The following is a 23,274-nucleotide window of genomic DNA, read 5'->3' on the forward strand; positions in this document are numbered from 1 at the left end:
TTTTTCATGCTGGACGATCTGTATCAGACCATATGGGCGCAACTGGCGATCCCGGTCGGCCCCGTGCGCAACCCTTATCGGCTCATGCAACTGTCCACCCTGGACGAGCAAGGATGGCCCGCCTCCAGGACAGTTGTACTGCGAGATGCCGATGCCCGTGCAGGCGCGCTGTACTTTTACGCGGACAGGCGCTCGGCAAAATGCACGCAGATTGCCGTTGATCCACGCGTTGCACTAACGGCACTGAGCCCTTGCGGCCTGACCCAGGTGCGCATGGAGGGGCTTGCCACCCAGGTCGAGGATATCGAGTATCGACGACGCTGCTGGTCGGCGGCGCGTGACAAGACACAGGCATTGTTCCGTCATGGCGCTGTGCCGGGGCAGGTGATTGAAAGCCCTGAAGTCGCCTACGAACGCATCCAGGGCGGTTTCGAGCACTTCGCAATCCTATGCATCGAGCCGCGAGCGCTGGAGTGGCTGGATCTCACACGACCCGTTCAGCAACGGGCGCGCTTCCTGCGCCATGAAGGATTGTGGCAATCCTCCTGGCTGGCTCCCTGAGGCAGGCTTCTCGTACAGAACATGCAAACAGGAGTAATTGATGAAAGGTTACTGGATCATTCTGGGGACTGCTGTTACCGACACGCAGGCGCAGCAGGAATATGGCCGGTTGTGGGCGCCAATCGCCGAGCATTATGGCGCCAGGGGATTCAGGCTGATCAAGGGTTCGCTGATACGGATGCCATGGGACGATAGCGTCCGGCATCGTTCCCCTCCTCCAGCGCAATACTGAACAGCTCTGCCAAAAGAAAAGGCACCCGCAGGTGCCCTCTCAATACCGTTTACGGAATGAATCGAGTGCCACAAGCGTGGCACATCCAAGTGCGGCGCCACTCTTCCAATTTGTCGTACTGTGCGACGTTGAATTTCCAGTGGCGAACGAATCCAATTACACCGACGGTGATAAATGTCGCGCCTATGAAGAACCTTGACCAATCAACGCCCCAGAACGTGTTCATAAGCTTGAGGCCATCGTACAAGATGATTGCGCCAACCCCCGTAAGAATGACCGGGCCAAGCAAGCGCTTACCTGGAGGTGGACCGACGCTTGCCGCCAAATTGGTCTGATGCCGACCTGAAGTTTCAACGGTCACGCTTGGTCCGAATCCGGATTGGGACTGCGCTTGGTGGGTTGCTTGTATGTGAGAAGTGCCAGCAGCATGGATGATAGACAGAAGCTGGACGTTTTGACCTTGGCATTGCGGGCAGCAGATTGCGTTATTGCTCACCACGTATTCATTCCTTTGAGGGGTGAAAGGCGAGCATTCTAAGGCAATTGCATACATCAGCGCACTACGCGACTTTATCCGAGCGCTATTCACGACTTACCACGCCCACAAACAAACCTACCATCCACCCCATCTGTGTACCTTACACCCGCCCAACTACTCACATGAAGGGCGCGAACGCCCGATGATGAGAAGCGGAGATTTACCAAGGGGCTGGAGCACTGGGCTGATGCTTCTACGGCATACAAAACGCTCATGCACATCGTCATTGGTCGGTTCGGTGCTGCCAGTGATGGTGCCGACCACCATGTCTTCAGTGATCTCGAAGTCATAAGGGCCGTAATAGGCCACGGCCTGGAACATCCAGCGGCCACCAACACGGATCGTCCGGCCGCCGCAGGCTGCCTCGAGCTTCTGCAGCACGTTCGTACACTGCTCGTCGGCACCGATCAAGGCTGATAGCGCCAAGTCCGCCTGACGTTAACTGCCCGATGCCCTGCTCCCCATCGCAGGGTGTATCGGTGATTCATCTGCTCGCGGAAAAGGCAGGCATGCCAATGCCGCTTGAGGCTGGTAACTCAGTCAGGTAGAGGCCAGTGCACGGGAGGTCGCGGGTTCGAATCCCGCTCAGCCGAACAGATGAATCACCTATGCATCCCGCATCCCCTTCCTTCACATACGACCGCATTGGCAGGCGCCAGGCCACCTTTCACGGGGGGTTTGGTCACCTTCGCCTGGCTCCTGGCCAATGCGGCCGCACAACCACCAGGAGGACCGCCATGGGCGCACTTCGAGCAGCACAATGGCAGTACGACAACCAGTTGCCACCTCCGGTGAGCGAGAGCGCGGCTGAGGAAGCTGAGGCGCGCTGGATCGACGATGGCATCGCGGAGCTGTTGGCGCGCCGTAACGTAGTCTTCCAGCGCAACTTCCGCCAGCGTGGCGTGACCTACGAGCGCTTCGCCCAAGCGGTGGATGAGTTCGCGATGGGCCAGCTTGAAGAGATAGCTCGGCAGCTACTCACTCCTTTTGCCAAGGAAGCGGTGCTGGCCCAGGCCGAGGACGCGGAATGAATCCCCACAGCGTGGCGGTGAGCGCCATCGAGGCAGCAATCGAGACGATGCTTCTACCGGGCTCTGGCCCGGTGGAGGATGCGAAGGCCGAGACGATGGTCGTCGCCTACTTCTCCATCCTCGATCCTCGTCATCGACTCCAACGAGTTCAAACATTACTGCGAGCGCATTCGGCGTATTGCCGTTCGGCGCAAGGAGGCTGCATGACAACGCCACTGATCACCACGCTCATTGATGAGCAGGTCGCTGAACTGCCCGAGAGTCAGGCAATGCCCGGCGACCGGGTGCTGATGTTGTTCAAGGGTCCGACCTTCGCGGCCGCGATACACCAGGCCGAACTGGCCAGTATCGAAAATCCGCAGGCCTGGAACTGCCGGGCCTGCATCTGCGGAGAGTGGACCGTGGGCTACGAGGTTCGGGTGTGAACTCCTACCAGCGGGCCCGCCACTTGGTCATTTGGCGCGAAATCAACACCCAAAGAGCCCGGCACCGGGCCAGGCTTTTACATTTAGGCCCATCTACAGCTGAACGTTATTCCAATGGGCGCTTGTGATAACTATAACGCTCTGCATGGGATACCCTCGATGGGTCCGGCGGGCCCTGCTTCTGCCCTCTTCGAAAGGGAGGGCTGTCGAAATTGTCGTCACAGTTCTCTTGGAAAGCGCTCTCACTCTGATCGACTGATCTCTGTAGCCGCCCTTCATTATCGGCTGGCTGACTGACCTGTCTGTCACTATCTACGCCATACCTATCTCTGGACATACACACCTCTCAATGCTCAGAAGTCCTGAGCTATTTGAGTATGCGCTTCCCACTCTTCCAGAAGAGATAAAACGGACCACTGGGACAGGGCTTGGGCTGACTTGGCGTCCAGATCGTATGCTCAATCCAGCTCACTCATACGCCTGTCGCCTGTTTCTTTAATCTTGAAAAGGAGGGTGAAACTGCCAGTAAGGCTTTGCCGTAGCTCTTGGGGCATTGCGAAGGAAAAATGGATGAGCCACGAACCATCTTTCAATCGAAATGTATCACCCCGGTAAAGAGCTACATCCGCCTCGCTCACTCCAATCCGCACGGCAATATCTGAATCACTTGGCGCATCAAACACGGTTGTGCCCTCACGTTCACCATGGAGCGAGCAAGCAGTGCATCTGGGCGCGCTATCGTTTGTGAATCGGCTTGGCCGTGTGAGGGTTCGTCCAAACGACCTTCGGCTTGCTCGCTAGCACGCCGCTGACTCCAGAAGGAACGCTTTCAATCTGGCCTCCCTGCTTGATGAACAAATCAGTCTGTTCATTCAAGCGCTCATGGGCACGCTGCGTCTCTGGGGAAATGGCCTGGTGCATAAAAGCTACCTCTTAGTGAGAAGCCGCAGAAAACGGCTACGCAGCCACTATACAGGGAATTTGAAGCACCCGTGGGAATTAGAGCCAGATACTGAAAAATGCCAACATAATAAACGCAAAATCCTGCAAGTTTTGTTTAGAAATCCGTAAACCAAACCATCCGCCGCCGCTATAACGCAGCATCTGCAAGAATTTATCGCCGCTTTTCTTCGCGTCTCGGTGAGGCGCAAATGCCCGCCAGAGCGCACAACCATAGCCGACGCCCAGGCCGCTTGGCCTACATCAGGGCTTGACCTGGCATTTCCCCTATTTCAACTGACGGCGCCGGCCTGGCGCGAGGTTTTCCAATGTCCACAACCAACATGCGCATCTGGGAGCAGGTGCAGGCCACCGATACCCGCTACACCAAGAACGCCGAGGTCGGCGGCCAGAAGATCACCAACCTGAACGGCACCGCGATGGTCATGAAGGCGACCGAAATGTTCGGCCCGGTCGGTATCGGTTGGGGCTGGAAGGTGCTTGAGGAGCGATTCGACGACGGTCACGAGGTGTTTTCCGGCGAAGGCGACAAGCGAATCTGCTTGGGCCGGGAGATCGGCCACACCGTCAAAATCCAGCTCTGGTTCATGCAGGACGGCCAGCGCGGCGAGGTCGAGCAGTACGGGTGCACCCGGCACCAGTACAAGACCAAGTACGGCATGACCACTGATGGTGAGGCGCCGAAGAAGTCGTTGACCGACGCCATCAAGAAAGCCCTGTCCATGCCGGGCTTCAGCGCCGATGTGTATGCCCATCCTACGTCGCCGGCGTCATCAAGGTGGACGTGGCGGCTTTCTGGGCCGAGCAACCTTTTGACCTTGGCATGGAGTCGGACTACGGCAACTGCGACCTTTGCTGGAAGAAGAACGAGGCCAAGCTGATTAGGACCATCCAGGAAGATCCTTCCCGGGTGATCTGGTGGTCCGGCACCGAAGAACGGTTCGGCCAGGTGTTCAGACAGGACCGGCCTAATTACCGGTCGCTTGCCTGGTCAGCGGACCAACGCGCCAGGCAGACGGATTTTGATTTCGACTACTTAGCCGAAGACATCGACTGCTTCTGTGGGGACTGAAGAGTCGCTACAGACTCACCAGTTGCAGGCCCAAATCCAACCCAGACCCAATAAAGAGCAAGAACCAAAACAGCAGCAACCATGGGGTAGGTTGCGAAATTCAAGACGTAAGAGCCCCAAACCTTTGCCGACATCGTAAATTTCTGCCACCCATCCATAGGGTAGCCTGCAGTTTTATGTGGGTGAGCCTCCTGCTTCAGCTCGCCTAGCTTAGAGGCGCAGGAATACATCTTCTCTGACCTGTTGGAAAAGTCGTTCTTCTCGATCAGCAGCGAATACACAAGCACCGCGATCGATGCAAAAACCTGAAGAAGGACTACCTCCTTCCTTTTGATATTTGCGCCTAGATCGTAGGCCTGTATTAGAGATACCAGGATCAGAACCAGAGACAGGATGACGACCGTATAGGTCGAAAGCTTCGCATGCAGGCGCAGGCGCCGAGAGGCATGAAACCTAGTTTTCGACGTGGCATCCATCTTCTTGTACAGATTCTTAAAGCTATCAGCTCCCGACATTGCGCGTCCTCCGTGCGACAGGCGCGCATCTTGTAATTGAGGCTTTCCCATGCCCACAGAAAACCGATCCAGCAACACCGACCCACGCGATGTGTTCATCAGGCTCAACCCGCTCGGCCTGAGCGAGCAAGAACTGCGCAAGGACAGTAATGGCTTCGAAGACCAGCGCACCCACAGCGACTACCTGCTGTTCCTGGCTGGCTACCGCGAAACGCACCAGCAACCCCTCTCCCCTATCACGAGCAGGCTACCTGGTCGAATTTTGGGAGAGTTTCTGTGGCAATGCGGCGAGCCCGTCCGACGCCCCAGGCTAAAGCCCTGGTCATTGATTCACCGGGACGGGAATCGAACGCCTCCTCGTGAAGGGCCATGCCCGTCGAGGCATAGACTCCAATGAACATTTGCGTGTTACCTGCGCGCGACAGTCGCACCTGTACATCTATGTGCGTTCCATCGCCAAGGGTCTCGTCATGAGTGCGGTGGTGAAGCGTAGGATCAGCCCATTGCCAGAAAACTTCACCGCGTATCCTCATGTCGATCTCCTACGACTTTAGTTGTATGCGATAGGTGAACTTTCACAATAGCGAACACAAAGCGGTTATCAACCGCAGCGGGAGATACTGAAAACTGAATCGGACAAGCGGCGATCAGTCTTCGTCCGGCGGCTCAGGCAGGTGCATCGTTGCAGCAAAAGCCATCCATTCTTCAAAAATGCGTCGGTGCTGGTCGCAATCCGATCGCCAGCTGGAGGAGGACGTCACACCATACACAACCTGACTCATCGTTTGAGCCGTGTAGGTATCGAGCTTTCGAAGCAGTTCGTACGCATGAAACTGTTGATCCTTGCTAATAGAGCTCATGTGATCCACCGCTGATGAGGAGCGAAGCACTCCTCGTGACCGGTGGACACCCCGCCACAGATTAAAGTCACCAGAACTTAAACTTTTTTCGCCAACTGCCGCGATATGGCGGCCAGGGACGAATTCATGCCTGAAGACAGCAACCGGCTTGGCCGGACCACTTCCGCTATATCGACGAGATTAGCCCTGACGGGGTGACGATTGTCTGCCAGCGCTTTGTCGTGGTTCGCGAGTCGGAACACTGCTATTGGATTGCTCTCTATCGCTTTGTTGGCCTGGCCCGGATGTGCGTGGCCGAAGGTCGCAAGAGCCCGCAATCCAGCTCGCCATGGAGCGTGCCAAGACTGCTCTGGAAGATCTCAATGGCGTGGACGCGATTGCAGACGAGCGACTGTGCTCGGGTGGCGACTTCATCAAAGAACTGAACTGGGATGACTATTAATGACCCGCCTCGCCCTCTGCCTCCTGCTGCTGGTCACCAGCGCCAGCGCAGGCGAATTGCCCAAAGATGTTGACGTCTTCCACGACGACGAGCGCGGCGCAACCTGCTGGACCTTCGGTTTCGACTGGCGCGACGGCATCTGCTGCATCCCCGACAGCCAGCTGCAGGCCGGCAACCAGCTCCAGCTTTCCCCGCACGAAACCCAACCCGAACCTACACCCGCTCTGGCGCCTGGGCGCTGGATTGATGAGAGGTATCAGCCGTGAGCCCCAGGATTGTCCCAAATGGCCGGGATCAACAAAATCCGCAGGCATTAAAAAAGCCCCGCAACCTCAATGGTTGCGGGGCTTTCGAATGGTGGAGGCCGAGGTCGGAATCGAACCGGCGTAGACGGATTTGCAATCCGAGCCGCATTTCCTTGAATTTCAGTAGCTTACGAGAACATCAATTCCGCATAGAAGCATTTCTGGCCAGGCTGCAGCCCTTTAAAATCAAGGGGCATGGCAGGAGTTGCGGAACTGATTTTCGCGACTGGTCAGCGGTTTTCAAGACCGTGGCATGAGCGCCCTATCCATGCGGCGTCAACGGCGAAATCGATTCCAAAACAAAGAAGAAACGGCACGACCACATGCCGCATTCTGCAAGGGGCGCCGTTTCAGTTTTGGAATCGAAAATAGGCCCCTTCGAAGCCATTTCATAACTACTTGATAAAGCGATTTTTCTGCAACCGATGCAAATGCACATTTTTTCGGGTGAGGAGTGGTATGCCAAATCGGTAACCTTCACTTCTTTGGCCTTGCCATATCACCGCCCAATCCGGGTTCGCTTTACCGAGCAGAAAGAGATCTCGTCTACCTAAGCGAAAGCCGAAACCACCGGAATAGAGCGCTTAAATCAATGATGTCTATTTGACATCATTTCGGTGTGCCATGTACATTGCCCGCCGTCTGCAGAGCGTGACGCCACCATGCCGCGCTGCAACGTTGACCTTCCACGCTTGCACCCAGCTGTGAAAATAAGGATTGAAATGTATCTCAAGCAGAGCCTGTTGGCGGTTGCTGTTTCCGTCGCCTACGCATCCGCCGCTCACGCCTCCGATGGCAAAGTGATTGCCAACCAAAATTTTGAGAACGGGTTCACCAACTCGTCCCCGGTCAGCGGAAGTGGAGAAGATTCGATAGGTCTGCATTTGCTTGATGTCGTAGTAGGCAACAGGGAAGCTGAGAATGCGGGGCTGTACAACGGGACGATCACCAATTCGGCCGACGTGACGGCCAGCGGTATCGACTCCAGCGCTTTTACCATCGAGCAGAAACCCCGCCCGGACTTTTACAAGGTCATGGCCGGCTCGTTCATCAACGATAAAAACAGGACGATCAAGGCAGTGGGTGAAGGGTCTACCGGCCTGCATCTTGCCGGTGCTGTGCTGGGTGGCGTGGTTCAGAACGATGGCGTAATTTCCGGTGAGGGGGTTGGCCTGGACCTGGACAGCACTCGCAACGGCGACCACGAGGATGAAGACCACGAAAATAGCTTGCCGTCGTCCATCCAGAGTATCGACAATGCGGGCAATATCATCGGTGTCAGCGCCGATGGCCTCTCGGGGCGCGGCATCTTGGTGGACGGTGTGAACTTCACCAATCCAGAAAAAGGTATCACCAACACCGGCACCATCCGAGGGGGGGAAATCGGTATCGATATTGACCAGTTCTCGATGGATCCCAGTGCCTACAACCTCCCGACAGTCGACAATGAACGCCTGCAGATCAATGCCGACTCCGGCCTGATCCAGGGCGGCAGGTATGCCATCTATGGTGGCGGTGGCAAGGTCGACCTGAACATCGGCGAATCGCAGAGCAGCGAGCTTTCCAGCATCGTGGGCAATATCAATGGCATCGACCGCATTCTGGTCGCGGGCAACGGCCTGATCGACGCCAGCCTGATCGAAGCTAATCGACTGCGCGTCAGCGAGAATGCCACCCTGACGCTGGCGGCGACGCACACCACAGTGGACGGTAATTTCAACCTTATGCAAGGTGCAACGCTGGGCCTGCCACTGAGCGCAGAAACCCAGCAAAACACACCTGTGCTGGCCGTAACCGGCGCCGCCGATCTGGCCAGCGGCTCGACGGTGGTGATCAACGCCAAAGGTTCGGACTTTGCCCAAGGTGGCGCCAACTACGATCTGATCAGCGCCAAGACGCTGACCATTGCCCCGGACGTGGTAATCAAGAGCAGCTCGGCACTGCTGACGGTCGACAGCTCAACCTTGGCTGACGGCACGCTGAACATCAAGGTAACCGGCGTAGGCAACGAAGAAACCGGCAGTGTCATCGAGGCCGGCGGCGGCGACCTCAGCGTCCAGGGAGCAGCCCAATCCTTCATGTCTGTCGCCGAACTGCTGGCTCAGAGCAACCCTAATGACGCCGTGCTCAAAGCACTGATCGCCGCGGGATCCGACGCTCAAGCCATCGCCAACGTTGCCAAGCAACTGACTCCTGAAGTGAATGGCGGTGCGGCTTCGGCAGCCAATTCGAGCATCACACTGATCAACAATGCAATCAGCAGTCGCTCCAGCAACCTTCGCGCAGGCCAATCTTCGGGAGACATGCTGTCGGGCTCCGGGGCGTGGTTCCAGATCTTGTCCAGCCAGGCCAACCAGGATGTGCGTTCGGGGGTTGACGGCTACGATGCCAACTCCCGTGGCCTTGCATTGGGCGCCGACCACAACCTGAACGACAACACTGTGCTGGGTGTGGCGTACAGCTACGTGAAGTCCAATGTGCAGTCTGACAATGGCAACAAAACCGATGTCGAGAACAACACCCTGACCGCCTACGGCACCTGGACTGAAGGCAACTACTTCATCGACGGCGGCCTCTCGTATGGCAAAGGGCGCAACGACTCGAAGCGTTTTATCTCTGGCACCACGGCCAAGGGCAGCTACGACAGCGACATGATCGGCCTGAACGTCATGGCAGGTTATGGCTTCCACTTCGACCACGACCTGCTGGTAGAGCCGCGAGTAACAGCCCGCTATACAAACCTGTCCATCGACGGGTTCTCGGAGCATGGCTCTTCAGCGGCACTCAAAACCGGCGACCAGCGCCTGGAAGTGGGCGAGCTCGGCGCAGGTGTACGTGTGGCAAGCTCGTTCGACCTGGGACAAGGCACCCTGGAGCCTGAGTTCAAGCTGATGGGTTACCACGATTTCATCGGCGACAAATCAAGCACCACGTCGGTGTTTACACTGGGTGGCACTTCCTTCGTGGCCACAGGTGTTACCCCGGCCCGCGACAGCTACGAAGTGGGCGTTGGCGCCAACTACAAGCTGGGTGCAGTGACCATCGGTGGTAGCTACGAGCGCCTGCTGAAGACAGGCTTCGATGCAGATACCTTCACCGCGAAGGTGCGCTACGACTTCTGACCCCAGAAGCCTGCAAACTAATCAGCCCGCCCTTGGGCGGGCTGACGTGCCATGGAAACTGACCGATGCTGCCGCGCCTTTTCACCGTTACAGCATTGCCACTCATGTTACTGGCTGGCTGTACAAGCCCGCAGCAAAAACTGGTGCAATGGGCCCAGGCCAGCGGGGCTACCACTACAGTCATCAACGCGGTCGAATTTCCGATTCAGGCTGTGATACCCGCCAACCTGGAACCTGGCAGTCGGTTGACCTTCTACATCGAAGGCGACGGTCATGCGTGGGCAACCAGTAGCCAACCTAGCCTAGACCCCACGCCACGCTCATTCGCGGTGGCGAAGCTAGCAATGGGTCGATATCCAGGCATTTATTTGGCTAGACCGTGCCAGTTCATCATGAGCCCGGCCTGTAACAGAGCTTTCTGGACCGACTCCCGCTTCAGCCCACCGGTTGTCGAGGCAATGAATGCCGTGGTTGAGCAGCTCGTACAGCGGTACAGTGCCACATCTGTAGAGCTCATCGGGTATTCAGGGGGGGCAACAATTGCACTGTTAATTGCCGAGCGCCGCCATGATGTCAGCCAAGTCCAAAGTATTGCCGGTAACCTGGACCCTACCGCTTGGGTTAGGTATCATGGTTTTTCGCCTCTGGCGGGGTCGCTTGACCCGATGGCCGAAATTACCAAACTCGCCAACATCCCCCAACGGCACTTCAGTGCCAACAATGACCGCAATATTGCCCCCGCGCTCACGCGTGGCTATGCGCAAGACGACAGGCTGCGCTGCGTCCAAGTCATCTCGTTATCCGGTGACCATGCTACTGTACTGGCGGGCATTGACTCTTACATGCTGCGCGCCCCAATCCCATGCACTAGCGTCGATCGCGACACCTCATCTAATTGATCGCCGCCCCCTGGCGCCGGGATCGTTTCAAGCCATCCAAGTGAGGAAGTTTTGAGACTTTGGACTTTCCTGCACGCAAATAAAAACCCCGCAAACGTTAATCTGCGGCGCTTCTGAACGGTGGAGGCCGGGGTCGGTATCAAACCGGCGTAGACGGATTTGCAATCCGGTCTCAACCTGCTATTTTATTGAATCAAATCGCTCAACCCCTTGTATCAATTGGGATTTCACTCATTTTCCTGCATTTTGATTCATCATCATTTGGGACATTCGATGTCCCAAATTTGTCCCACGCTCCCTGCCGCCCCTCTTCGGCGTTCTGCCGGCCATTTCCCTTGCTTATATTGCTACTCGATACTCCGGCGAATTTCGTCCCTTCAGTCTCGGCACGCGGCATTACGGAAGAACTCTATGTCGAACGCTTCAACAACCGGCATCGCGACGCGCAACTTAGCAAGCCCTTCCTTGCTAAGTGATAGCAGGTTCGCGCGGTGATCTTGAGGGTCTATCCGTTTCTCGACAAGTCCATCTTTTTCTAAGCGAGATACGATTTGCGAGATGTGCATACGGTCCATGCCGGTGAAGCTCGCGATACTATGTTGAGTGATCTGCTCACAATTCCGCACCAACCAACCGCACACAGCTAGAATCGCGAACTGCGGCTGAGTGAGCCCTAGGGGTTTCAAGAGCGCATTGAGCTGTCGCTGCCAATCCAAGAATTCGCGCCACAGTTGGAACCCTGGGCTGCTGCTCGGTCCTGCGTAGGCAGAACCACTCCAATTTTCGTCAGTGCCCAAACTACCTGTACTCATGGAGCACTCACTCGGGTTTCGCTAGCTCGCTTGAGGCCTAGCATGGTGTTAGGCAACGAAGCCTGAATCGACCTGCCAACCAAATATCGAAACAAAAAGCTCAGAGGGCCTTTGAATTCGACCCAGTGGGTTGCAACAGTTGATCCACTACTCGACGACAAGCTGTGACCGAACCACATGCGGCACAACGGCAACCTGGTCTGCACCGAAAATGACAGGCCTTGCGTCACTTCCACGATCTGAATGTTGGCCTTAGGTCCGCTCTTGGGCTTCAGCCACCCCTTAGCCCCAAGCTTTAGACCATCGGGCAAACTCGCGGCCGCCACCTCTGGATCCCAGTCTACCCAACGGGTAGCGTCCTGATACAGGCGGAAAACGCGATCAGGCTCAGCATTAATTTCAACGGACGCTTTGATTTGCACGACTCATTCCCTGGATCGCTTATCGAAGCCACATAGTAAATGCATTTACAATCATAGGCTAGTAGGAAAACACTCTGGCCCCTACCAGCGGCATTCATCTCCTAAAAGCCAGAACACAGACGCCAAGTGGGCCGCCTGATTGATCATGCTCGAGCGCCCATAGCCGCGCTGCCTCGGCGAACTCAAGCATGTCAGATAGCTCATCGTCGCCGACCTCTTGGCGGCGATGGGCAGCGAAGGCCATTTCGCAAAGCACAGCAGCTCGCCCGTCAGGATCGCTCACCAGAGCGCTTTGGTCGTTCAGCTCGGCCAACCAGGCCTGCGGAAGCTCAGTTGCCATAATCGCCCACCGCCCGGCACCACCATGACTGGGCATAAAGGGCGCCGTCGATTTCCTCAACCCCGTTGATGTTGAGACCGAGCTGGGCCATGCCATTGAGCTTGGCGTCTTGCAGCCGGGGGATGATGTCGGGCCCGGGCGATGGGTTGAACACCCAAGCCTGGGTCGAAACCCGGCCCAGCGGCTCACTGTGGTGGTCACCGATGTGGATGTCAGCCCGCAGGGGCTGGATCTTCCTGAGCTGATCGGGAGGGATGGCCACGCCATTCACGCGGCGCCGAACGAGGAGAAAGTACATGCTGCACCAATACTGTATATCGATACAGCATCGTATCCACCAAGGCAGCACCTGGGCAACTGCCGGTCAGCGGATCAGTGCAGCGGGGGCAGTTCCTTGCCGCGCATCGTGGCAATTACGCGAAGCTGGTAATCGGAGACAACTTGGAATAGCGACTCAGCCAGCAAGCGTAGGCGCTCGACCTCTTCAGGCGGCGCGCCACGGTCCTGGGCCTTGTGGTACTCCCGCATGGCGTCGATGGCCTGCTGGATCAGCGGCTCGCCAGCCTCGACCATCCCGATAAAGGTACGCTTGTCCAATACTCCTCCCAATCTGCCGATCCTCGCGCAACACGCGGGTCGGCTGGAGGCGATTTTGCTGATGGGCTGATGGCATCATCGGCAGAATTGGAATTCCTCCCAATCTCTCGCCTTAGTCCTGTCACAGACTATAGCCCCATCGGGCTGACAAGATAGAAATTTACCACCGCAGTTGAGTGTAAATCTTTTTTCATTGACCTCAGAGGCTTGCAGTGAAGTTCCCAAAAAGCTCAAGCCCTCTGCAACCAATCCAAGAAGAACTGATTTCGACAATGCAATTCCGCCCTGAAATACAGACAGCTTAAATCGGTCAGACCCTACTTCAGCGAACAATGTAATTGAACCGTTCTCCTCCTGGATGCTAACGGGCCAAAGGCCTTCTGATCTGCCAGTCTTTCGCTCCACACTTACTGCAAGGCATCGATTATAAATCGCGTCGAAATAGATGTACCTGCCAAAGTTATCAACAAGTCCAGTTTTCGGTTCTGACTGCACTTTCACATCAACCTCGGACTCCATCTTGGAATAAAGCGCACTCATGACTCTGCTTCTTGGAGGACGTTTTCCAGCTGAGATGGCTGAAAAATCAAACAAACTATCGTAATCCTTGTCAACAAATACCGCATGTGAAATCTGGGCCTGGCTAGTCCCATGCTCGCCGCGAGACCTCTTAAACATCATCGGCGTATATGAGTCATTTGCGGCATCAGCTTTTACCGAAACCCTTGTTAGATCTATTCCATTAGGTATCGGAACGAATAATTTCAGAACTCTGTCGTCAATCCCACTGAAGAGATTGATGTCCAAACTTACAGACCCTTGCCCGCTCAATGTCGCAACGGCGTTGGTACCACGGTAGTTCACGTAGAGACCGATGCAGCGCATCCCTAACTCAAACGACAGACTCTCGCCTTCCTCCAGAAGGACAAATCTCTCACTCAGCAGGCTGTTGCTCCGCTCCACAACTCTGTGAGCAGAACCATTGACCATAGATGCATCCCATGCCAAGTACTTACTTTTATAACATTTACCACCTTTAGCTACTGGAGCAGGAGCACCTTTCAAACACGCGCCTATCAACCCTCCAAGGAAAAACATGTGCTTAGCTAAAGGGTGAGATGGATGATCCTCGTACAGGTCGCGCGAGCCTCCACGCTCAGCAAAAAAGCCTGAGAAACTATTAAATAGTTCTCGGACATCTATGAAGTCGGCGCCGCAGGCGCTTGCAAGATATCGACGCAGCGAGTAAACCTCGGACTCTCTATCCAGAAATCTCTTATTGCATATACCCAAAACAATTAAATTAGCTTTAGCTGAGATCGTAGAGAAAATATCAAACAATATCTGAGTACTAAACTCTATATCACTATAGCCCACATTGAGATACTGATACTCCTCATCATTTGGAACGCTATCAAAAAAGACGTAGTCAAAACTGGAGAAATCGGTATTTAACGATGCAGCAAACTGAATGCCAGGCGATGCGCCTATTGAGCGATTTTGGATATTCCAGCCGGGAAGCGCCTCTCGAAGACCATCGACCCACCCTCCCTTCAGCAGCGAATTCGAAGTACCAAGAATTAAAATGTTTCTAGTCATTTCCACATCCATGCTGAAGACTGACAACAAAATCCATTGGCTGAATATAGCGAACCTAGCTATGAACGGCTATCTGTTAATTCCTTTTATGATCGACTCGCACGCTAATCCCGCTATTCGACTCCGCTCAAGCGCTTTCGCGAGATCTCCCGCCATTCGGTCAGACTCTTCAAGCAATCCCCCGAGCACCACGACGGCAGAGGTTCCTGCCTGGCGCTGCTGGGTAGCGATGGTATTGCAGGTGGCTCGGCGGCCATCCCGCAATCGGGCGATTTCGCCGCGCAGGCCGTCAGCCCGAGACTCAGCAGCAACAGTCCTTCCCTCAAGATCGGTGTATTTCTCATCTGCTTTCCTTCCGGCTTCGTCCGCCACAGCCTGGCGGCGCTGTTCTTCAGTTCTGGCCTGGGCGGCGGCGCGACGGTCGCGCTCGGAAACCACCAGGCGGTAGTCGGCCAGTTCGGTTCGCGCCGCCTCCGTTTCGCCGCGGGCGGTGGCCGCTTCAGATTTTCCCGCTCCCACGCGAATTTCCTGGCCTCCAGCCACCAGCACCAGCGCGATCAACCACCAGCACCAGGCCGGTACCGCGCCGAGCCAGTTCATGCCAGCGCCCGCCGCACACCCTCGTCGATGATCTCCGGCGAATACGGATTGCCGCCGTTCTCGTGGACGATGATGCCGACCACAGCCTCACGCAGCACCTTCGGCTTGGAGATGTCGATGGAGTCGCGGATACCCACGCCGAGACGCTTGGCGATGGCCTGCGCGTAGGCCAGGGTGTTGTTCTCGCTAGATGGGGCCCAGCGGCTGATGAACTCCAGCGGGGTGTCGATTCCTGGGCGCCCAACCCCGGGCATACCGTCCTTGCCCCGGTAGTTGAGCAGAAGCTTGCCCAAGGCGCGTATGCCGTTCTCGGCCTGGTCGAATCGGGCGAAGCGCGACTTGGCCACGCCTACCTCCACGCCGATCTGGCCCTGCCAAGCGTTCCGTGGGTTGAAATCAATGTTGCCGGGGTTGTTGTTGCGAACACCACGGGGAGTTGTCATAGGTTTCTCCAAGCAAAAAAATACCCGCAGCTAGGCGGGCGTTTCGACTTGCGACTGTTATTAAGAAGGGTGACGCTTATGCCACCCACCCAAAGATAATCCTCTACGGCCAAACCACTTGAAAATAAATCACCAACTAAAGAATCACTCCTGATCTTCAGTCAAGTTCCAGTAGGGTGTCGTAGGTATTAGATCAGGATCGTCCTTATAGAATGGCTGTGCCAAGGTGAGGTGCGGCCTTTCCCATGCAATATTTTTCCTTACAACCCTTGCTGGGACACCAGCGACCACACAGTTATTTGGGAATTTACCCTTAACAATGCTGCCTATACCAACTACCGAGCCTTCCTTTAGGACAGTGCCGCCGAGAATCTTAGACGAGGCTCCTAGCCATACATGATTCTTGATAACGATATCTTTTGGAAGATTTATCCTCTTTCTGGAAACAACATCAAATATTGGATGCCCATCATCCGATCTGATTTCCACGCCACCTGCAATCATCACGTCATTACCAAGCAGAACGGAAGATTTTTCAGCAGTAGAAATGTAAGCTGGAGTCGTACAGGTCACACCGGCGCCGATTTTAACAGTGCACCCAAGCCCAAGTCGTACTGTTCCACGAAAATGGTTCTTGCCGATAATGCAAACAGCATCATCGCAATCAAAAACCACAACAACATCTTCCAATGATGCCTGCCGATGAATCTCCAACTTGTTATTTTTACCTCGAAAAACAACCTTAATGCCTGACTCAAAAACAGATGACGACATAATCACATTCCCGTTGTCGTCGGAATAATTCTGTATTTTCGTTATTACCTTCACCGCCGACCTTCCGTAATCCGCAACTAAAGCTGGCGATTATATATCAAAATACCAAACCATGCCACATGACATACGGGCATTGAGACTTATACAGCGAGACCCAGCCTTGACGTTCTTTTTCGCATAGCCGAGGCAACTTCATTTATCTCTGAATCAGTTAGGTATGAAGAATAAATTGCAACCGCAGAAATATCAGACTCTCCCAGATAATCAACAGTAGAGCTTCCGATCCTGAACATCAAATCGGATAGAACCCTTTTTGTCAGGTTAGCCCCCACCATAGAAACTGAGTTAGTTAAATCCATTATTTTGGAAGGACTTCCACTTTTAGCTTTCGCGCACAGTAGCCTCCAAGATGTTGGGCTGCCACCTACGGCATTAACCATTTCCAGGTCATACACACCGTTTGTAGATCTAGAGATCCCGGCACTGATTACAGAGTTGGCTCGCAGAAAAATGTTTGCCCCCCCAGATGCCCCTGGAAACTCAGGGGTTACTGAGTTTCCTCGATAGGTAGAAACGGGGGTAACCCCGTCAGCATTGGATGTCGGGGCCACAAGCGCACGCACCACCGCAAACAGCGTGACTTCATCCGTATCACGCGCCTGGGTGAGAATGTAGTTGGTGTTGCCCTTGAAGCGGCCGTGAGTGGCAAAGGCGGTCGGCGCACCAATGATGGTCCCGTTCGGCTTCCCGATCGCGCGATTGAAGCCGAAGCGCGAAGCCTCAGTGTCGAACGTGAACCATGCCTCAAGCCCGCGGGTACGGGCGGCGAAGACGTTGAGTTTGAGATGGACGATGACTCAACTCCTGAAGAGATCGCTCAAGAAGCCCAGCAAGCATTCTTTGATGTCTGCAACTACGGCTACTCGGTCAATGGTGAGCCGGTATGAACCGCATCGCCCTCTGCCTCCTGCTGCTGGCCACTGGCGCCAGCGCAGACCCACGCGAAACACGGCCACTGCCTTACAGCGCCCAGGTCTACCACGACGATCAGCGCGGCGTGACCTGCTGGCAGTTCTCGAATGGACTGAGCTGCATCCCCGACAGCCAGCTGCAGGTCGGCAACGAGCGCCAGCTCTCCCCGCACGAAACCCAACCCGAACCTACACCCGCTCTGGCGCCTGGGCGCTGGATTGATGAGAGGTATGAGCTGTGAAGATTGGAAAACTTTTTGTCGGCCTGAACTGGTGCTACGGCGGGAAGGAAGAGGCTGTGGTCGCCAGCTGGAGCCTGAAGTGTGGCTACTGGCGTTGGGCGGTGTGTTGGCGCAAGCCAAAGAAAGCGCTGTGCCTTCCGGCCTTCGGACCATCCATGGCGGCAGGTACCAGATACTTCGTTGGCCACGGTCACTTTGGTGCCTGGGCGCGGATTCCACTGATCGGCTCGTTGTCCATCTCAACCCAGCCTCCGTACCCGGCGCAGGTGCAGCCATGACCGACCTGATCGAAGTGAAGACGGCAGACCTGGCCGGCGAGGCCTTGGGCTGGGCAGTAGGCAAGGCGGAAGGCCTGGACCTGCAGCTGGCTCCGCCCGGCTACAACGGCGTGCCGTGGCGGGTGTTCGCCCTGTACCGCGCCGCAGCGACCGAGCGCACCGAGCGCTTTAACCCGTCGGAGGACTGGGCGCTGGGCGGGCCGCTGGTCGAGAAACGCATGGTCAGCCTCCATTGCCCACAGAGCACAGACGACATCTGGGCCGGCTGGGTGATCACCGACAAGGGGGAGTTTTGCCAGGCCGGTGACAGCGCCCTGATCGCCGCCTGCCGCGCAATCGTCGCTGCCAAGCTCGGCGATACCGTCCAGGTGCCGCAGGAGCTGATCTCATGCCCAGCCTGATAAAGGTGCAAACCTGCGACCTCGCCGACAAGGCGCTGCTCTGGGCTGTCGAGATGGTAGACGGACCGATGCCGGCGGTGGCCGGCCAACTGCAACTGCCGCTGGGAGGCCAGACCATCGACGACGCGGCGGGCGAGTATCTGATCCAGAGGCACGGCATCTGGATCGATCGCGGCTACAGCTCGCCCTGGCTGGCTTGCGTATCAGGGAATCCCCTAGATCGACAGCCCGGCGACACCCGGGCAGAAGCTGCAGCCCGCGCTGTCGTGCACAACGCCCGCGGCGAAACCATCAACGTGCCGAAGGAACTGATGCAATGACCGAAGTTCACCGTTACAAAGCCGTCAAGATGCTTTCCGAGGGCGGCAACCGGATCAGCTACGACCCACACGGGCCGGACGTCGTGATGGCAGAGGCCTATGACCAACTCAAAGCCGAGAACGAGGCGCTGAGCAAGGAGGCCGAGCGCAATGAGCGCATGCTGTTGGATGCTTGTGTGTCCATCGGCAGCATCGGCGAAGCCCTCGGCCTAGATATGGACGCCGACGCAGACATGATGATCGGCACGGCCCGCGATCTGATCGATGGCCTGAACCGAATTATCAAGGAATGCCCACTTGGGAGCCCTGGCTTTGCCATCGCCACCGAGGTGATGGGAGAGCTCGGCGTGCAGCAGGAGGACCCATCATGATCGCCCTCGCCTACATGGCCTACCTGATCTACAGGGGGCCGCGATGAGCGCAGCTGCCAAGGTACTCGACCCCTGCAGCGCAAGCAGGATGATGTGGTTCGACAAAGAGGACCAGCGAGCCCTGTTCGGTGACATCCACGACGAAGAACACCTGCTCTGCGATGGCCGTGTGTTGAAGGTGGAGCCCGATGTGCTGATGGACTTCCGTAGCCTTCCCTTCGAGGCCTCAACCTTTCGCCTAGTCGTGTTCGATCCGCCACACCTCACCCGGGCCGGCGTCGATAGCTGGATGCGCGCCAAGTACGGACTGCTGACCAGCGACTGGCGGGAGGACATCCGCCAGGGCTTCGCCGAGTGCTTTCGCGTGCTGGAGCCCGAGGGAAAGGATGCGCAACAGGAAGGCATCTAACAAGGACCTGCCGCCCAGAATGCTGCGGCGGGTCCGCAAGCTGAAAAGCGGCAAGCTGTGGGTTGGTTACTACTACGACGGGAGGGATGCAGACGGGAAGCGGCAGGAAGTGCCGCTGGGGACTGACCTCGCTGAGGCCAAATTGGAATGGGCCCGCCTGGAGCACAAGGCGAAGCCGAAAGTGATGGCGACGATGGGCGAGCTGTTTGACCGGTACGAGCGGGACATCATACCGGGCAAGTCGCCGCGCACGCAAAAGGACAACAAGTACGAGCTGGAGCGCCTGCGCAAAGCGTTCGCTGACGCGCCGATCGAGGCCATCAGCCCTCCGGTCATTGCCCAGTACCGGGACGCCCGCAGCGCCAAAACCCGGGCAAACCGGGAAATCGCCCTGCTCTCGCACGTTTTCACCATGGCCATGGAGTGGGGGTTTGCCGAGCGCAACCCATGCCTGGCAGTTCGCCGCAACAAGGAGAAGGTTCGCGACTTCTACGCGGCCGACGAAATCTGGGATGCGGTGTACGCCGAAGGCGACCAGGGCCTCAAGGATGCCATGGACCTGGCTTACCTGGCCGGTCAGCGCCCTGCGGACACCCTGAAATTCAGCACCGTCGACCTGGACGAGGACTACCTGTGGGTCGACCAAAACAAGACCGACAAGAAGTTGCGCATCCGGCGGCACGTCAACGGCGAGCTGACTGGCCTTGGCCTGTTCATCGAGGCGCTTTTGGAGCGGCGAAAGCTGCAGGGTGTGCGCAACTCACGCCTCATCACCAACGACTCAGGGCTGCGCATGAGCTGGGAAATGCTGAGGAACCGCTTCAGCGAAGCGCGGGACAGGGCTGCGCGCAGGTTGACTGCCGATGGCAATACAGACCTGGCCAGCAAAGTTCGGCAGTTCCAGTTCCGCGATATCCGACCGAAGGCGGCGTCGGAGATCGAGGACATCAGCCACGCCAGTCGGCTGCTTGGGCACTCCAAGGAGGAAATCACCAAGCGAGTTTATCGCCGAGTCGGCGAGGTGGTCAGCCCGACCAAGTAGAGGCCTGATGCGGAAACGATGCCAAATGATGCGGAAACGATCCGGGTTTTCTGCGCACAAAGAAAAACCCCGCAGACGTTAATCTGCGGGGCTTTCGAATGGTGGAGGCCGAGGTCGGAATCGAACCGGCGTAGACGGATTTGCAATCCGGAGCATAACCACTTTGCTACTCGGCCTCAAGGGTCGGATCTAGCAGCTTGCGCTTCGCTATCTCCTTGAAACGCTGAACCTTTTTCAAAGTTTGCTGCGTTTCGATGGGCGCCATTATGTCTTCATTCCTTTAACCTTGCAACCCCCTGAACGAAAAAAAATTTCAACGGGTTCAAGGTGTTAGCGCAGGCGGCCGAGTTTACTCCACAAGCCCACCACTGTGTTCTCCACGGTGCCACTGGCAGCCATGCCGATTCGCTCCTGCAGGCTCTTGCGTTCGGCGTAGTGCAGGTGGAACAGGTTGGCGTTGCGCGCGCGTTCGCTGAGGTACTCGTCGCTGGTCTGCAACTCGTCCACCAGCTTGCGGTTGAGTGCCGCGACGCCCAGCCAGACTTCGCCGGTGGCCACTTCGTCGATGTGCAGCTGCGGGCGATAGCGGGAAACGAAGTCCTTGAACAGCTGGTGGGTGATGTCCAGGTCTTCCTGGAACTTCTCCCGGCCTTTCTCGGTGTTCTCGCCGAACACGGTCAGGGTGCGCTTGTATTCACCGGCGGTCAGCACTTCGAAATCGATGTCGTGCTTCTTCAGCAGGCGGTTGACGTTGGGCAGCTGCGCCACCACGCCAATGGAACCCAATACGGCGAACGGTGCGCTGACGATCTTCTCGCCAATGCAGGCCATCATGTACCCGCCACTGGCGGCTACCTTGTCGATGCACACGGTCAACGGGATGCCAGCCTGGCGAATGCGCGCCAGCTGCGATGCGGCCAGGCCATAGCTGTGCACCAGGCCACCACCGCTTTCAAGGCGTAGCACCACCTCGTCGCGCGGGGTGGCGAGGGTGAGCAGCGCGGTGATTTCGTTGCGCAGGCTTTCGGTGGCAGAAGCTTTGATGTCGCCATCGAAATCCAGCACGAAGACCCGGCCCTTTTCCTCGGCCTTGCCCTTCTTCTGCCGCTTTTCCGCCTTGGCCTGCTGCTTGCGCAGGGCCTTGAGCTGGGCCTTGTCGAGCAGGCCGGATTCCAGGCGCTCGCGCAGGTCCTTGTAGAACTCGTTCAGGCGGGTGACCTGCAATTGCCCACCCGACTTGCGCCGCCCCTTGCCGCGCAGCCCGGCGATGGCCGACAGCACTATCAGGATGGCGATGACCAGGGTGGCGGTTTTGGCGAGAAAGCTTGCGTATTCAGCAAGAAACTCCACGTTGACTCCTTAAAGACTTGCGCCACTACGGCGCGTAACTGTAGCAAGCATACCGTTGCGCCTGAGGTGCTGCCAGCCGTGGCAAACGCTGGCAACACCTTTCAAACAACCTTTTCAAACGCTTGTATGTTTTTTCGTTGACAGCCCGTGTGCCGCATCCTAACCTCGCAGCAACCTCCAACAGGCCGGAACCTTTCGTGGGCAACCTCTACCTGATCCGACATGGCCAAGCCTCCTTCGGCGCCGATGACTACGATGTCCTCTCGCCCGTGGGCGTGCGCCAGAGCCAGGCTCTGGGTGAGCACCTGGCCCAGCTCGGTGTAAGGCTGGACCGCTGCGTGGCAGGCGACCTGCGCCGCCAGCAGGATACCGCGCGCCTAGCCCTGGATGCATTGCACGCCAATGGCTGCCCGGTGCCGGCTGTTGAGACCGATACAGCATTCAATGAGTTCGATGCCGATGGTGTGATCCGCGCCTTGTTGCCCGGGCTGCTGCCTGAGGAGCCCGACGCCCTGCACATCCTGCGTAATGGCGCGCAGCACCGCAGCGAGTTCCAGCGCCTGTTCGCACTGGTGGTGCAGCGCTGGCACGATGGCGAACATGCCGACGATGACCTGGAGACCTGGCAGGCGTTCACCGCCCGCGTGCAAGGCGGCCTGCAGCGCGTACTGGATGCTGCCGGTAGCGGTGACAATATCGCCATCTTCACCTCGGGCGGTACCATTGCCGCCCTGCTCCACCTGGTTACCCGTATTACCCCCGGACAGGCGTTCGCGCTGAACTGGCAGATCATCAACACGTCGCTCAGCCAGCTGAAGTTCCGCGGCCGCGACGTGGCACTGGCTTCCTTCAACAGCCAGGCCCATGTGCAGCTGTTGAGGGCGCCGGAGCTTGTCACCTATCGATGAGCCCGGCTTGTTGTGTCCCTGCGGGGACGTGTAAATCACTCTATAAGGAATGCGCCATGACCTCCGTAGCTGATGCCGTCAAAAAGATGCAAGAGAAGTTCAACCCATCCGCTGCCGCCGGCCTGGACCTGGTGTTCGGCTTCAACATCACCGACGAAGACAAGCACTACGCGCTGATCGTCAAGGACGGCACCTGCGACCTGCAGGAAGGCGAAAACCCAGATGCCAACTGCACCCTGGTGATGGATAGCGAAACCCTGAAGGGTATCGTCAGCGGCGAAACCGACGGCACGCAGGCATTCATGGGCGGCAAGCTGCGCGTTGAAGGCGACATGATGCTGTCGATGAAGCTCAGCGAGCTGTTCCCGTCCTGAGGGTTGGAAATAGCGGATGATCGAAAAACCGAAGCCTGACCGGCTTCGGTTTTTTTTTG

The 23,274-nt window shown here is 56.9% G+C and carries 32 protein-coding genes, 2 tRNA genes and 3 pseudogenes; 19 read left to right on the top strand and 18 right to left on the bottom strand.

The window, feature by feature from the left end; all coding sequences use genetic code 11:
• Positions 1-6 precede the first annotated feature (6 nt).
• Positions 7-561: a pyridoxamine 5'-phosphate oxidase family protein gene (locus ACLCGK_RS15265; RefSeq protein ID WP_410952301.1), complete on the top strand. Its 555-nt coding sequence runs from the start codon at positions 7-9 to the stop codon at positions 559-561.
• Positions 562-601: 40 nt separating this feature from the next.
• Positions 602-793: a hypothetical protein gene (locus ACLCGK_RS15270; RefSeq protein ID WP_367244602.1), complete on the top strand. Its 192-nt coding sequence runs from the start codon at positions 602-604 to the stop codon at positions 791-793.
• A 49-nt stretch (positions 794-842) separates the two neighbouring features.
• Here the strand turns inward: ACLCGK_RS15270 and ACLCGK_RS15275 are convergent, their stop codons facing one another.
• Entirely contained in the window at positions 843-1,289 is a 447-nt protein-coding gene (locus tag ACLCGK_RS15275) for a hypothetical protein (protein ID WP_180355391.1), read from the bottom strand.
• Positions 1,290-1,553: 264 nt separating this feature from the next.
• Positions 1,554-1,748, bottom strand: a pseudogene (locus ACLCGK_RS15280) (hypothetical protein); the annotation flags it as partial.
• A gap of 108 nt (positions 1,749-1,856) precedes the next feature.
• Between ACLCGK_RS15280 and ACLCGK_RS15285 the strand changes: the two are divergent.
• The 3 genes from ACLCGK_RS15285 to ACLCGK_RS15295 all read left to right on the top strand — a co-directional run bounded on the left by ACLCGK_RS15285 (position 1,857) and on the right by ACLCGK_RS15295 (position 2,787).
• Positions 1,857-1,924 (top strand) — tRNA-OTHER (locus ACLCGK_RS15285).
• 144 nt (positions 1,925-2,068) lie between these two features.
• Positions 2,069-2,362, top strand: a complete 294-nt coding sequence (locus ACLCGK_RS15290; protein WP_367244600.1) for a hypothetical protein — start codon at positions 2,069-2,071, stop codon at positions 2,360-2,362.
• Positions 2,359-2,787 (top strand): hypothetical protein, encoded by a 429-nt coding sequence (locus ACLCGK_RS15295; RefSeq protein WP_410952302.1) that lies wholly within the window; start codon positions 2,359-2,361, stop codon positions 2,785-2,787. The genes ACLCGK_RS15290 and ACLCGK_RS15295 overlap by 4 nt, the downstream gene beginning before the upstream one ends.
• Positions 2,788-3,245: 458 nt before the next feature.
• On the opposite strand, the gene ACLCGK_RS15300 is transcribed toward ACLCGK_RS15295, so the two are convergent.
• The gene (locus ACLCGK_RS15300) at positions 3,246-3,470 is read right to left on the bottom strand and encodes a hypothetical protein (protein WP_367244599.1); all 225 of its coding nucleotides are present in this window, start codon (positions 3,468-3,470) and stop codon (positions 3,246-3,248) included.
• Between the two features lie 52 nt (positions 3,471-3,522).
• Positions 3,523-3,708, bottom strand: a complete 186-nt coding sequence (locus tag ACLCGK_RS15305) for a hypothetical protein (protein ID WP_015270896.1) — start codon at positions 3,706-3,708, stop codon at positions 3,523-3,525.
• 347 nt (positions 3,709-4,055) lie between these two features.
• Here ACLCGK_RS15305 and ACLCGK_RS15310 point away from each other — a divergent pair.
• Positions 4,056-4,496 (top strand): annotated as a pseudogene (locus tag ACLCGK_RS15310) (Rad52/Rad22 family DNA repair protein); the annotation flags it as partial.
• Between the two features lie 283 nt (positions 4,497-4,779).
• On the opposite strand, the gene ACLCGK_RS15315 reads toward ACLCGK_RS15310, so the two are convergent.
• The 3 genes from ACLCGK_RS15315 to ACLCGK_RS15325 form a co-directional block, all read right to left on the bottom strand.
• Positions 4,780-5,433 (bottom strand): SLATT domain-containing protein, encoded by a 654-nt coding sequence (locus ACLCGK_RS15315; RefSeq protein WP_367244598.1) that lies wholly within the window; start codon positions 5,431-5,433, stop codon positions 4,780-4,782.
• A gap of 137 nt (positions 5,434-5,570) precedes the next feature.
• Positions 5,571-5,867, bottom strand: coding sequence for a hypothetical protein (locus ACLCGK_RS15320; protein WP_410952303.1), 297 nt, complete (start codon positions 5,865-5,867; stop codon positions 5,571-5,573).
• Positions 5,868-5,981: 114 nt separating this feature from the next.
• Positions 5,982-6,194, bottom strand: coding sequence for a hypothetical protein (locus tag ACLCGK_RS15325; protein WP_054572104.1), 213 nt, complete (start codon positions 6,192-6,194; stop codon positions 5,982-5,984).
• A gap of 286 nt (positions 6,195-6,480) precedes the next feature.
• On the opposite strand from ACLCGK_RS15325, the gene ACLCGK_RS15330 reads away from it, so the two are divergent.
• The 4 genes from ACLCGK_RS15330 to ACLCGK_RS15345 all read left to right on the top strand — a co-directional run bounded on the left by ACLCGK_RS15330 (position 6,481) and on the right by ACLCGK_RS15345 (position 10,962).
• Complete coding sequence (locus ACLCGK_RS15330) at positions 6,481-6,636, top strand: hypothetical protein (protein WP_410952304.1); 156 nt, start codon at positions 6,481-6,483, stop codon at positions 6,634-6,636.
• The gene (locus tag ACLCGK_RS15335; RefSeq protein ID WP_410952305.1) at positions 6,636-6,902 is read left to right on the top strand and encodes a hypothetical protein; all 267 of its coding nucleotides are present in this window, start codon (positions 6,636-6,638) and stop codon (positions 6,900-6,902) included. Before ACLCGK_RS15330 ends, ACLCGK_RS15335 begins: the two co-directional genes overlap by 1 nt.
• A 761-nt stretch (positions 6,903-7,663) precedes the next feature.
• Positions 7,664-10,063, top strand: coding sequence for an autotransporter domain-containing protein (locus ACLCGK_RS15340; RefSeq protein WP_410952306.1), 2,400 nt, complete (start codon positions 7,664-7,666; stop codon positions 10,061-10,063).
• Between the two features lie 65 nt (positions 10,064-10,128).
• Positions 10,129-10,962: an alpha/beta hydrolase gene (locus ACLCGK_RS15345; RefSeq protein WP_410952307.1), complete on the top strand. Its 834-nt coding sequence runs from the start codon at positions 10,129-10,131 to the stop codon at positions 10,960-10,962.
• A 377-nt stretch (positions 10,963-11,339) separates the two neighbouring features.
• Here the strand turns inward: ACLCGK_RS15345 and ACLCGK_RS15350 are convergent, their stop codons facing one another.
• The 9 genes from ACLCGK_RS15350 to ACLCGK_RS15390 form a co-directional block, all read right to left on the bottom strand.
• A complete protein-coding gene (locus ACLCGK_RS15350; RefSeq protein WP_410952308.1) occupies positions 11,340-11,774 on the bottom strand; it encodes a MarR family winged helix-turn-helix transcriptional regulator in 435 nt (144 codons plus the stop codon).
• A complete protein-coding gene (locus ACLCGK_RS15355) occupies positions 11,771-12,196 on the bottom strand; it encodes an SRPBCC family protein (protein WP_410952309.1) in 426 nt (141 codons plus the stop codon). Before ACLCGK_RS15355 ends, ACLCGK_RS15350 begins: the two co-directional genes overlap by 4 nt.
• A 94-nt stretch (positions 12,197-12,290) precedes the next feature.
• Positions 12,291-12,536 carry a hypothetical protein gene (locus tag ACLCGK_RS15360; RefSeq protein ID WP_410952310.1) on the bottom strand — a complete coding sequence of 82 codons (246 nt, stop codon included), beginning with the start codon at positions 12,534-12,536 and terminating at the stop codon, positions 12,291-12,293.
• On the bottom strand, positions 12,526-12,834 hold the full coding sequence (locus ACLCGK_RS15365) for a hypothetical protein (RefSeq protein ID WP_410952311.1): 309 nt from the start codon (positions 12,832-12,834) through the stop codon (positions 12,526-12,528). Before ACLCGK_RS15365 ends, ACLCGK_RS15360 begins: the two co-directional genes overlap by 11 nt.
• 74 nt (positions 12,835-12,908) lie before the next feature.
• Positions 12,909-13,133 carry a hypothetical protein gene (locus ACLCGK_RS15370; protein ID WP_410952312.1) on the bottom strand — a complete coding sequence of 75 codons (225 nt, stop codon included), beginning with the start codon at positions 13,131-13,133 and terminating at the stop codon, positions 12,909-12,911.
• Between the two features lie 75 nt (positions 13,134-13,208).
• Positions 13,209-14,732 (bottom strand): hypothetical protein, encoded by a 1,524-nt coding sequence (locus ACLCGK_RS15375; protein ID WP_410952313.1) that lies wholly within the window; start codon positions 14,730-14,732, stop codon positions 13,209-13,211.
• A gap of 69 nt (positions 14,733-14,801) precedes the next feature.
• Positions 14,802-15,332, bottom strand: coding sequence for a DUF2514 family protein (locus tag ACLCGK_RS15380; protein WP_410952314.1), 531 nt, complete (start codon positions 15,330-15,332; stop codon positions 14,802-14,804).
• The gene (locus ACLCGK_RS15385; protein ID WP_410952315.1) at positions 15,329-15,775 is read right to left on the bottom strand and encodes a structural protein P5; all 447 of its coding nucleotides are present in this window, start codon (positions 15,773-15,775) and stop codon (positions 15,329-15,331) included. The genes ACLCGK_RS15380 and ACLCGK_RS15385 overlap by 4 nt, the downstream gene beginning before the upstream one ends.
• A 144-nt stretch (positions 15,776-15,919) precedes the next feature.
• A complete protein-coding gene (locus ACLCGK_RS15390) occupies positions 15,920-16,549 on the bottom strand; it encodes an acyltransferase (protein ID WP_410952316.1) in 630 nt (209 codons plus the stop codon).
• 698 nt (positions 16,550-17,247) lie between these two features.
• Between ACLCGK_RS15390 and ACLCGK_RS15395 the strand changes: the two genes are divergently transcribed.
• The 7 genes and pseudogenes from ACLCGK_RS15395 (at position 17,248) to ACLCGK_RS15425 (ending at position 20,583) form a co-directional block, all read left to right on the top strand.
• A complete protein-coding gene (locus ACLCGK_RS15395; RefSeq protein ID WP_410952317.1) occupies positions 17,248-17,496 on the top strand; it encodes a hypothetical protein in 249 nt (82 codons plus the stop codon).
• The gene (locus ACLCGK_RS15400; RefSeq protein WP_410952318.1) at positions 17,493-17,762 is read left to right on the top strand and encodes a hypothetical protein; all 270 of its coding nucleotides are present in this window, start codon (positions 17,493-17,495) and stop codon (positions 17,760-17,762) included. Before ACLCGK_RS15395 ends, ACLCGK_RS15400 begins: the two co-directional genes overlap by 4 nt.
• A gap of 274 nt (positions 17,763-18,036) precedes the next feature.
• On the top strand, positions 18,037-18,441 hold the full coding sequence (locus ACLCGK_RS15405) for a DUF2591 domain-containing protein (RefSeq protein ID WP_410952319.1): 405 nt from the start codon (positions 18,037-18,039) through the stop codon (positions 18,439-18,441).
• On the top strand, positions 18,429-18,761 hold the full coding sequence (locus tag ACLCGK_RS15410; RefSeq protein ID WP_410952320.1) for a hypothetical protein: 333 nt from the start codon (positions 18,429-18,431) through the stop codon (positions 18,759-18,761). The genes ACLCGK_RS15405 and ACLCGK_RS15410 overlap by 13 nt, the downstream gene beginning before the upstream one ends.
• Positions 18,758-19,132: a hypothetical protein gene (locus tag ACLCGK_RS15415; protein WP_410952321.1), complete on the top strand. Its 375-nt coding sequence runs from the start codon at positions 18,758-18,760 to the stop codon at positions 19,130-19,132. Before ACLCGK_RS15410 ends, ACLCGK_RS15415 begins: the two co-directional genes overlap by 4 nt.
• Positions 19,133-19,175: 43 nt before the next feature.
• Positions 19,176-19,514 (top strand): annotated as a pseudogene (locus ACLCGK_RS15420) (class I SAM-dependent methyltransferase); the annotation flags it as partial.
• 4 nt (positions 19,515-19,518) lie between these two features.
• Complete coding sequence (locus ACLCGK_RS15425) at positions 19,519-20,583, top strand: integrase (protein WP_410952322.1); 1,065 nt, start codon at positions 19,519-19,521, stop codon at positions 20,581-20,583.
• 102 nt (positions 20,584-20,685) lie between these two features.
• On the opposite strand, the gene ACLCGK_RS15430 is transcribed toward ACLCGK_RS15425, so the two are convergent.
• Positions 20,686-20,759, bottom strand: a tRNA-Cys gene (locus ACLCGK_RS15430).
• A gap of 154 nt (positions 20,760-20,913) precedes the next feature.
• A complete protein-coding gene (sohB, locus tag ACLCGK_RS15435) occupies positions 20,914-21,933 on the bottom strand; it encodes a protease SohB (protein WP_015270902.1) in 1,020 nt (339 codons plus the stop codon).
• A 197-nt stretch (positions 21,934-22,130) separates the two neighbouring features.
• On the opposite strand from sohB, the gene ACLCGK_RS15440 reads away from it, so the two are divergent.
• Complete coding sequence (locus tag ACLCGK_RS15440; RefSeq protein ID WP_410952323.1) at positions 22,131-22,841, top strand: histidine phosphatase family protein; 711 nt, start codon at positions 22,131-22,133, stop codon at positions 22,839-22,841.
• Positions 22,842-22,897: 56 nt separating this feature from the next.
• Positions 22,898-23,215 carry an SCP2 sterol-binding domain-containing protein gene (locus tag ACLCGK_RS15445; protein ID WP_410952324.1) on the top strand — a complete coding sequence of 106 codons (318 nt, stop codon included), beginning with the start codon at positions 22,898-22,900 and terminating at the stop codon, positions 23,213-23,215.
• The last annotated feature ends 59 nt before the right edge of the window (positions 23,216-23,274 follow it).

The sequence above is a fragment of the Pseudomonas sp. S1(2024) genome (genome assembly GCF_046557535.1).

What these genes read in the sequence shown, in the direction of transcription:
- ACLCGK_RS15400 (WP_410952318.1), top strand. Translation starts at nt 17,493, where the DNA reads ATGAACCGCATCGCCCTCTGCCTCCTGCTGCTGGCCACTGGCGCCAGC.
- ACLCGK_RS15385 (WP_410952315.1), bottom strand. Translation starts at nt 15,775, where the DNA reads ATGACAACTCCCCGTGGTGTTCGCAACAACAACCCCGGCAACATTGAT.
- ACLCGK_RS15350 (WP_410952308.1), bottom strand. Translation starts at nt 11,774, where the DNA reads ATGAGTACAGGTAGTTTGGGCACTGACGAAAATTGGAGTGGTTCTGCC.
- ACLCGK_RS15375 (WP_410952313.1), bottom strand. Translation starts at nt 14,732, where the DNA reads ATGACTAGAAACATTTTAATTCTTGGTACTTCGAATTCGCTGCTGAAG.
- ACLCGK_RS15410 (WP_410952320.1), top strand. Translation starts at nt 18,429, where the DNA reads ATGCCCAGCCTGATAAAGGTGCAAACCTGCGACCTCGCCGACAAGGCG.
- ACLCGK_RS15315 (WP_367244598.1), bottom strand. Translation starts at nt 5,433, where the DNA reads ATGAACACATCGCGTGGGTCGGTGTTGCTGGATCGGTTTTCTGTGGGC.
- ACLCGK_RS15305 (WP_015270896.1), bottom strand. Translation starts at nt 3,708, where the DNA reads ATGCACCAGGCCATTTCCCCAGAGACGCAGCGTGCCCATGAGCGCTTG.
- ACLCGK_RS15335 (WP_410952305.1), top strand. Translation starts at nt 6,636, where the DNA reads ATGACCCGCCTCGCCCTCTGCCTCCTGCTGCTGGTCACCAGCGCCAGC.
- ACLCGK_RS15360 (WP_410952310.1), bottom strand. Translation starts at nt 12,536, where the DNA reads ATGGCAACTGAGCTTCCGCAGGCCTGGTTGGCCGAGCTGAACGACCAA.
- ACLCGK_RS15295 (WP_410952302.1), top strand. Translation starts at nt 2,359, where the DNA reads ATGAATCCCCACAGCGTGGCGGTGAGCGCCATCGAGGCAGCAATCGAG.
- ACLCGK_RS15270 (WP_367244602.1), top strand. Translation starts at nt 602, where the DNA reads ATGAAAGGTTACTGGATCATTCTGGGGACTGCTGTTACCGACACGCAG.
- ACLCGK_RS15445 (WP_410952324.1), top strand. Translation starts at nt 22,898, where the DNA reads ATGACCTCCGTAGCTGATGCCGTCAAAAAGATGCAAGAGAAGTTCAAC.
- ACLCGK_RS15365 (WP_410952311.1), bottom strand. Translation starts at nt 12,834, where the DNA reads ATGTACTTTCTCCTCGTTCGGCGCCGCGTGAATGGCGTGGCCATCCCT.
- ACLCGK_RS15320 (WP_410952303.1), bottom strand. Translation starts at nt 5,867, where the DNA reads ATGAGGATACGCGGTGAAGTTTTCTGGCAATGGGCTGATCCTACGCTT.
- ACLCGK_RS15340 (WP_410952306.1), top strand. Translation starts at nt 7,664, where the DNA reads ATGTATCTCAAGCAGAGCCTGTTGGCGGTTGCTGTTTCCGTCGCCTAC.
- ACLCGK_RS15415 (WP_410952321.1), top strand. Translation starts at nt 18,758, where the DNA reads ATGACCGAAGTTCACCGTTACAAAGCCGTCAAGATGCTTTCCGAGGGC.
- ACLCGK_RS15405 (WP_410952319.1), top strand. Translation starts at nt 18,037, where the DNA reads ATGACCGACCTGATCGAAGTGAAGACGGCAGACCTGGCCGGCGAGGCC.
- ACLCGK_RS15290 (WP_367244600.1), top strand. Translation starts at nt 2,069, where the DNA reads ATGGGCGCACTTCGAGCAGCACAATGGCAGTACGACAACCAGTTGCCA.
- ACLCGK_RS15425 (WP_410952322.1), top strand. Translation starts at nt 19,519, where the DNA reads ATGCGCAACAGGAAGGCATCTAACAAGGACCTGCCGCCCAGAATGCTG.
- ACLCGK_RS15380 (WP_410952314.1), bottom strand. Translation starts at nt 15,332, where the DNA reads ATGAACTGGCTCGGCGCGGTACCGGCCTGGTGCTGGTGGTTGATCGCG.
- ACLCGK_RS15325 (WP_054572104.1), bottom strand. Translation starts at nt 6,194, where the DNA reads ATGAGCTCTATTAGCAAGGATCAACAGTTTCATGCGTACGAACTGCTT.
- ACLCGK_RS15345 (WP_410952307.1), top strand. Translation starts at nt 10,129, where the DNA reads ATGCTGCCGCGCCTTTTCACCGTTACAGCATTGCCACTCATGTTACTG.
- ACLCGK_RS15265 (WP_410952301.1), top strand. Translation starts at nt 7, where the DNA reads ATGCTGGACGATCTGTATCAGACCATATGGGCGCAACTGGCGATCCCG.
- ACLCGK_RS15390 (WP_410952316.1), bottom strand. Translation starts at nt 16,549, where the DNA reads ATGTCGTCATCTGTTTTTGAGTCAGGCATTAAGGTTGTTTTTCGAGGT.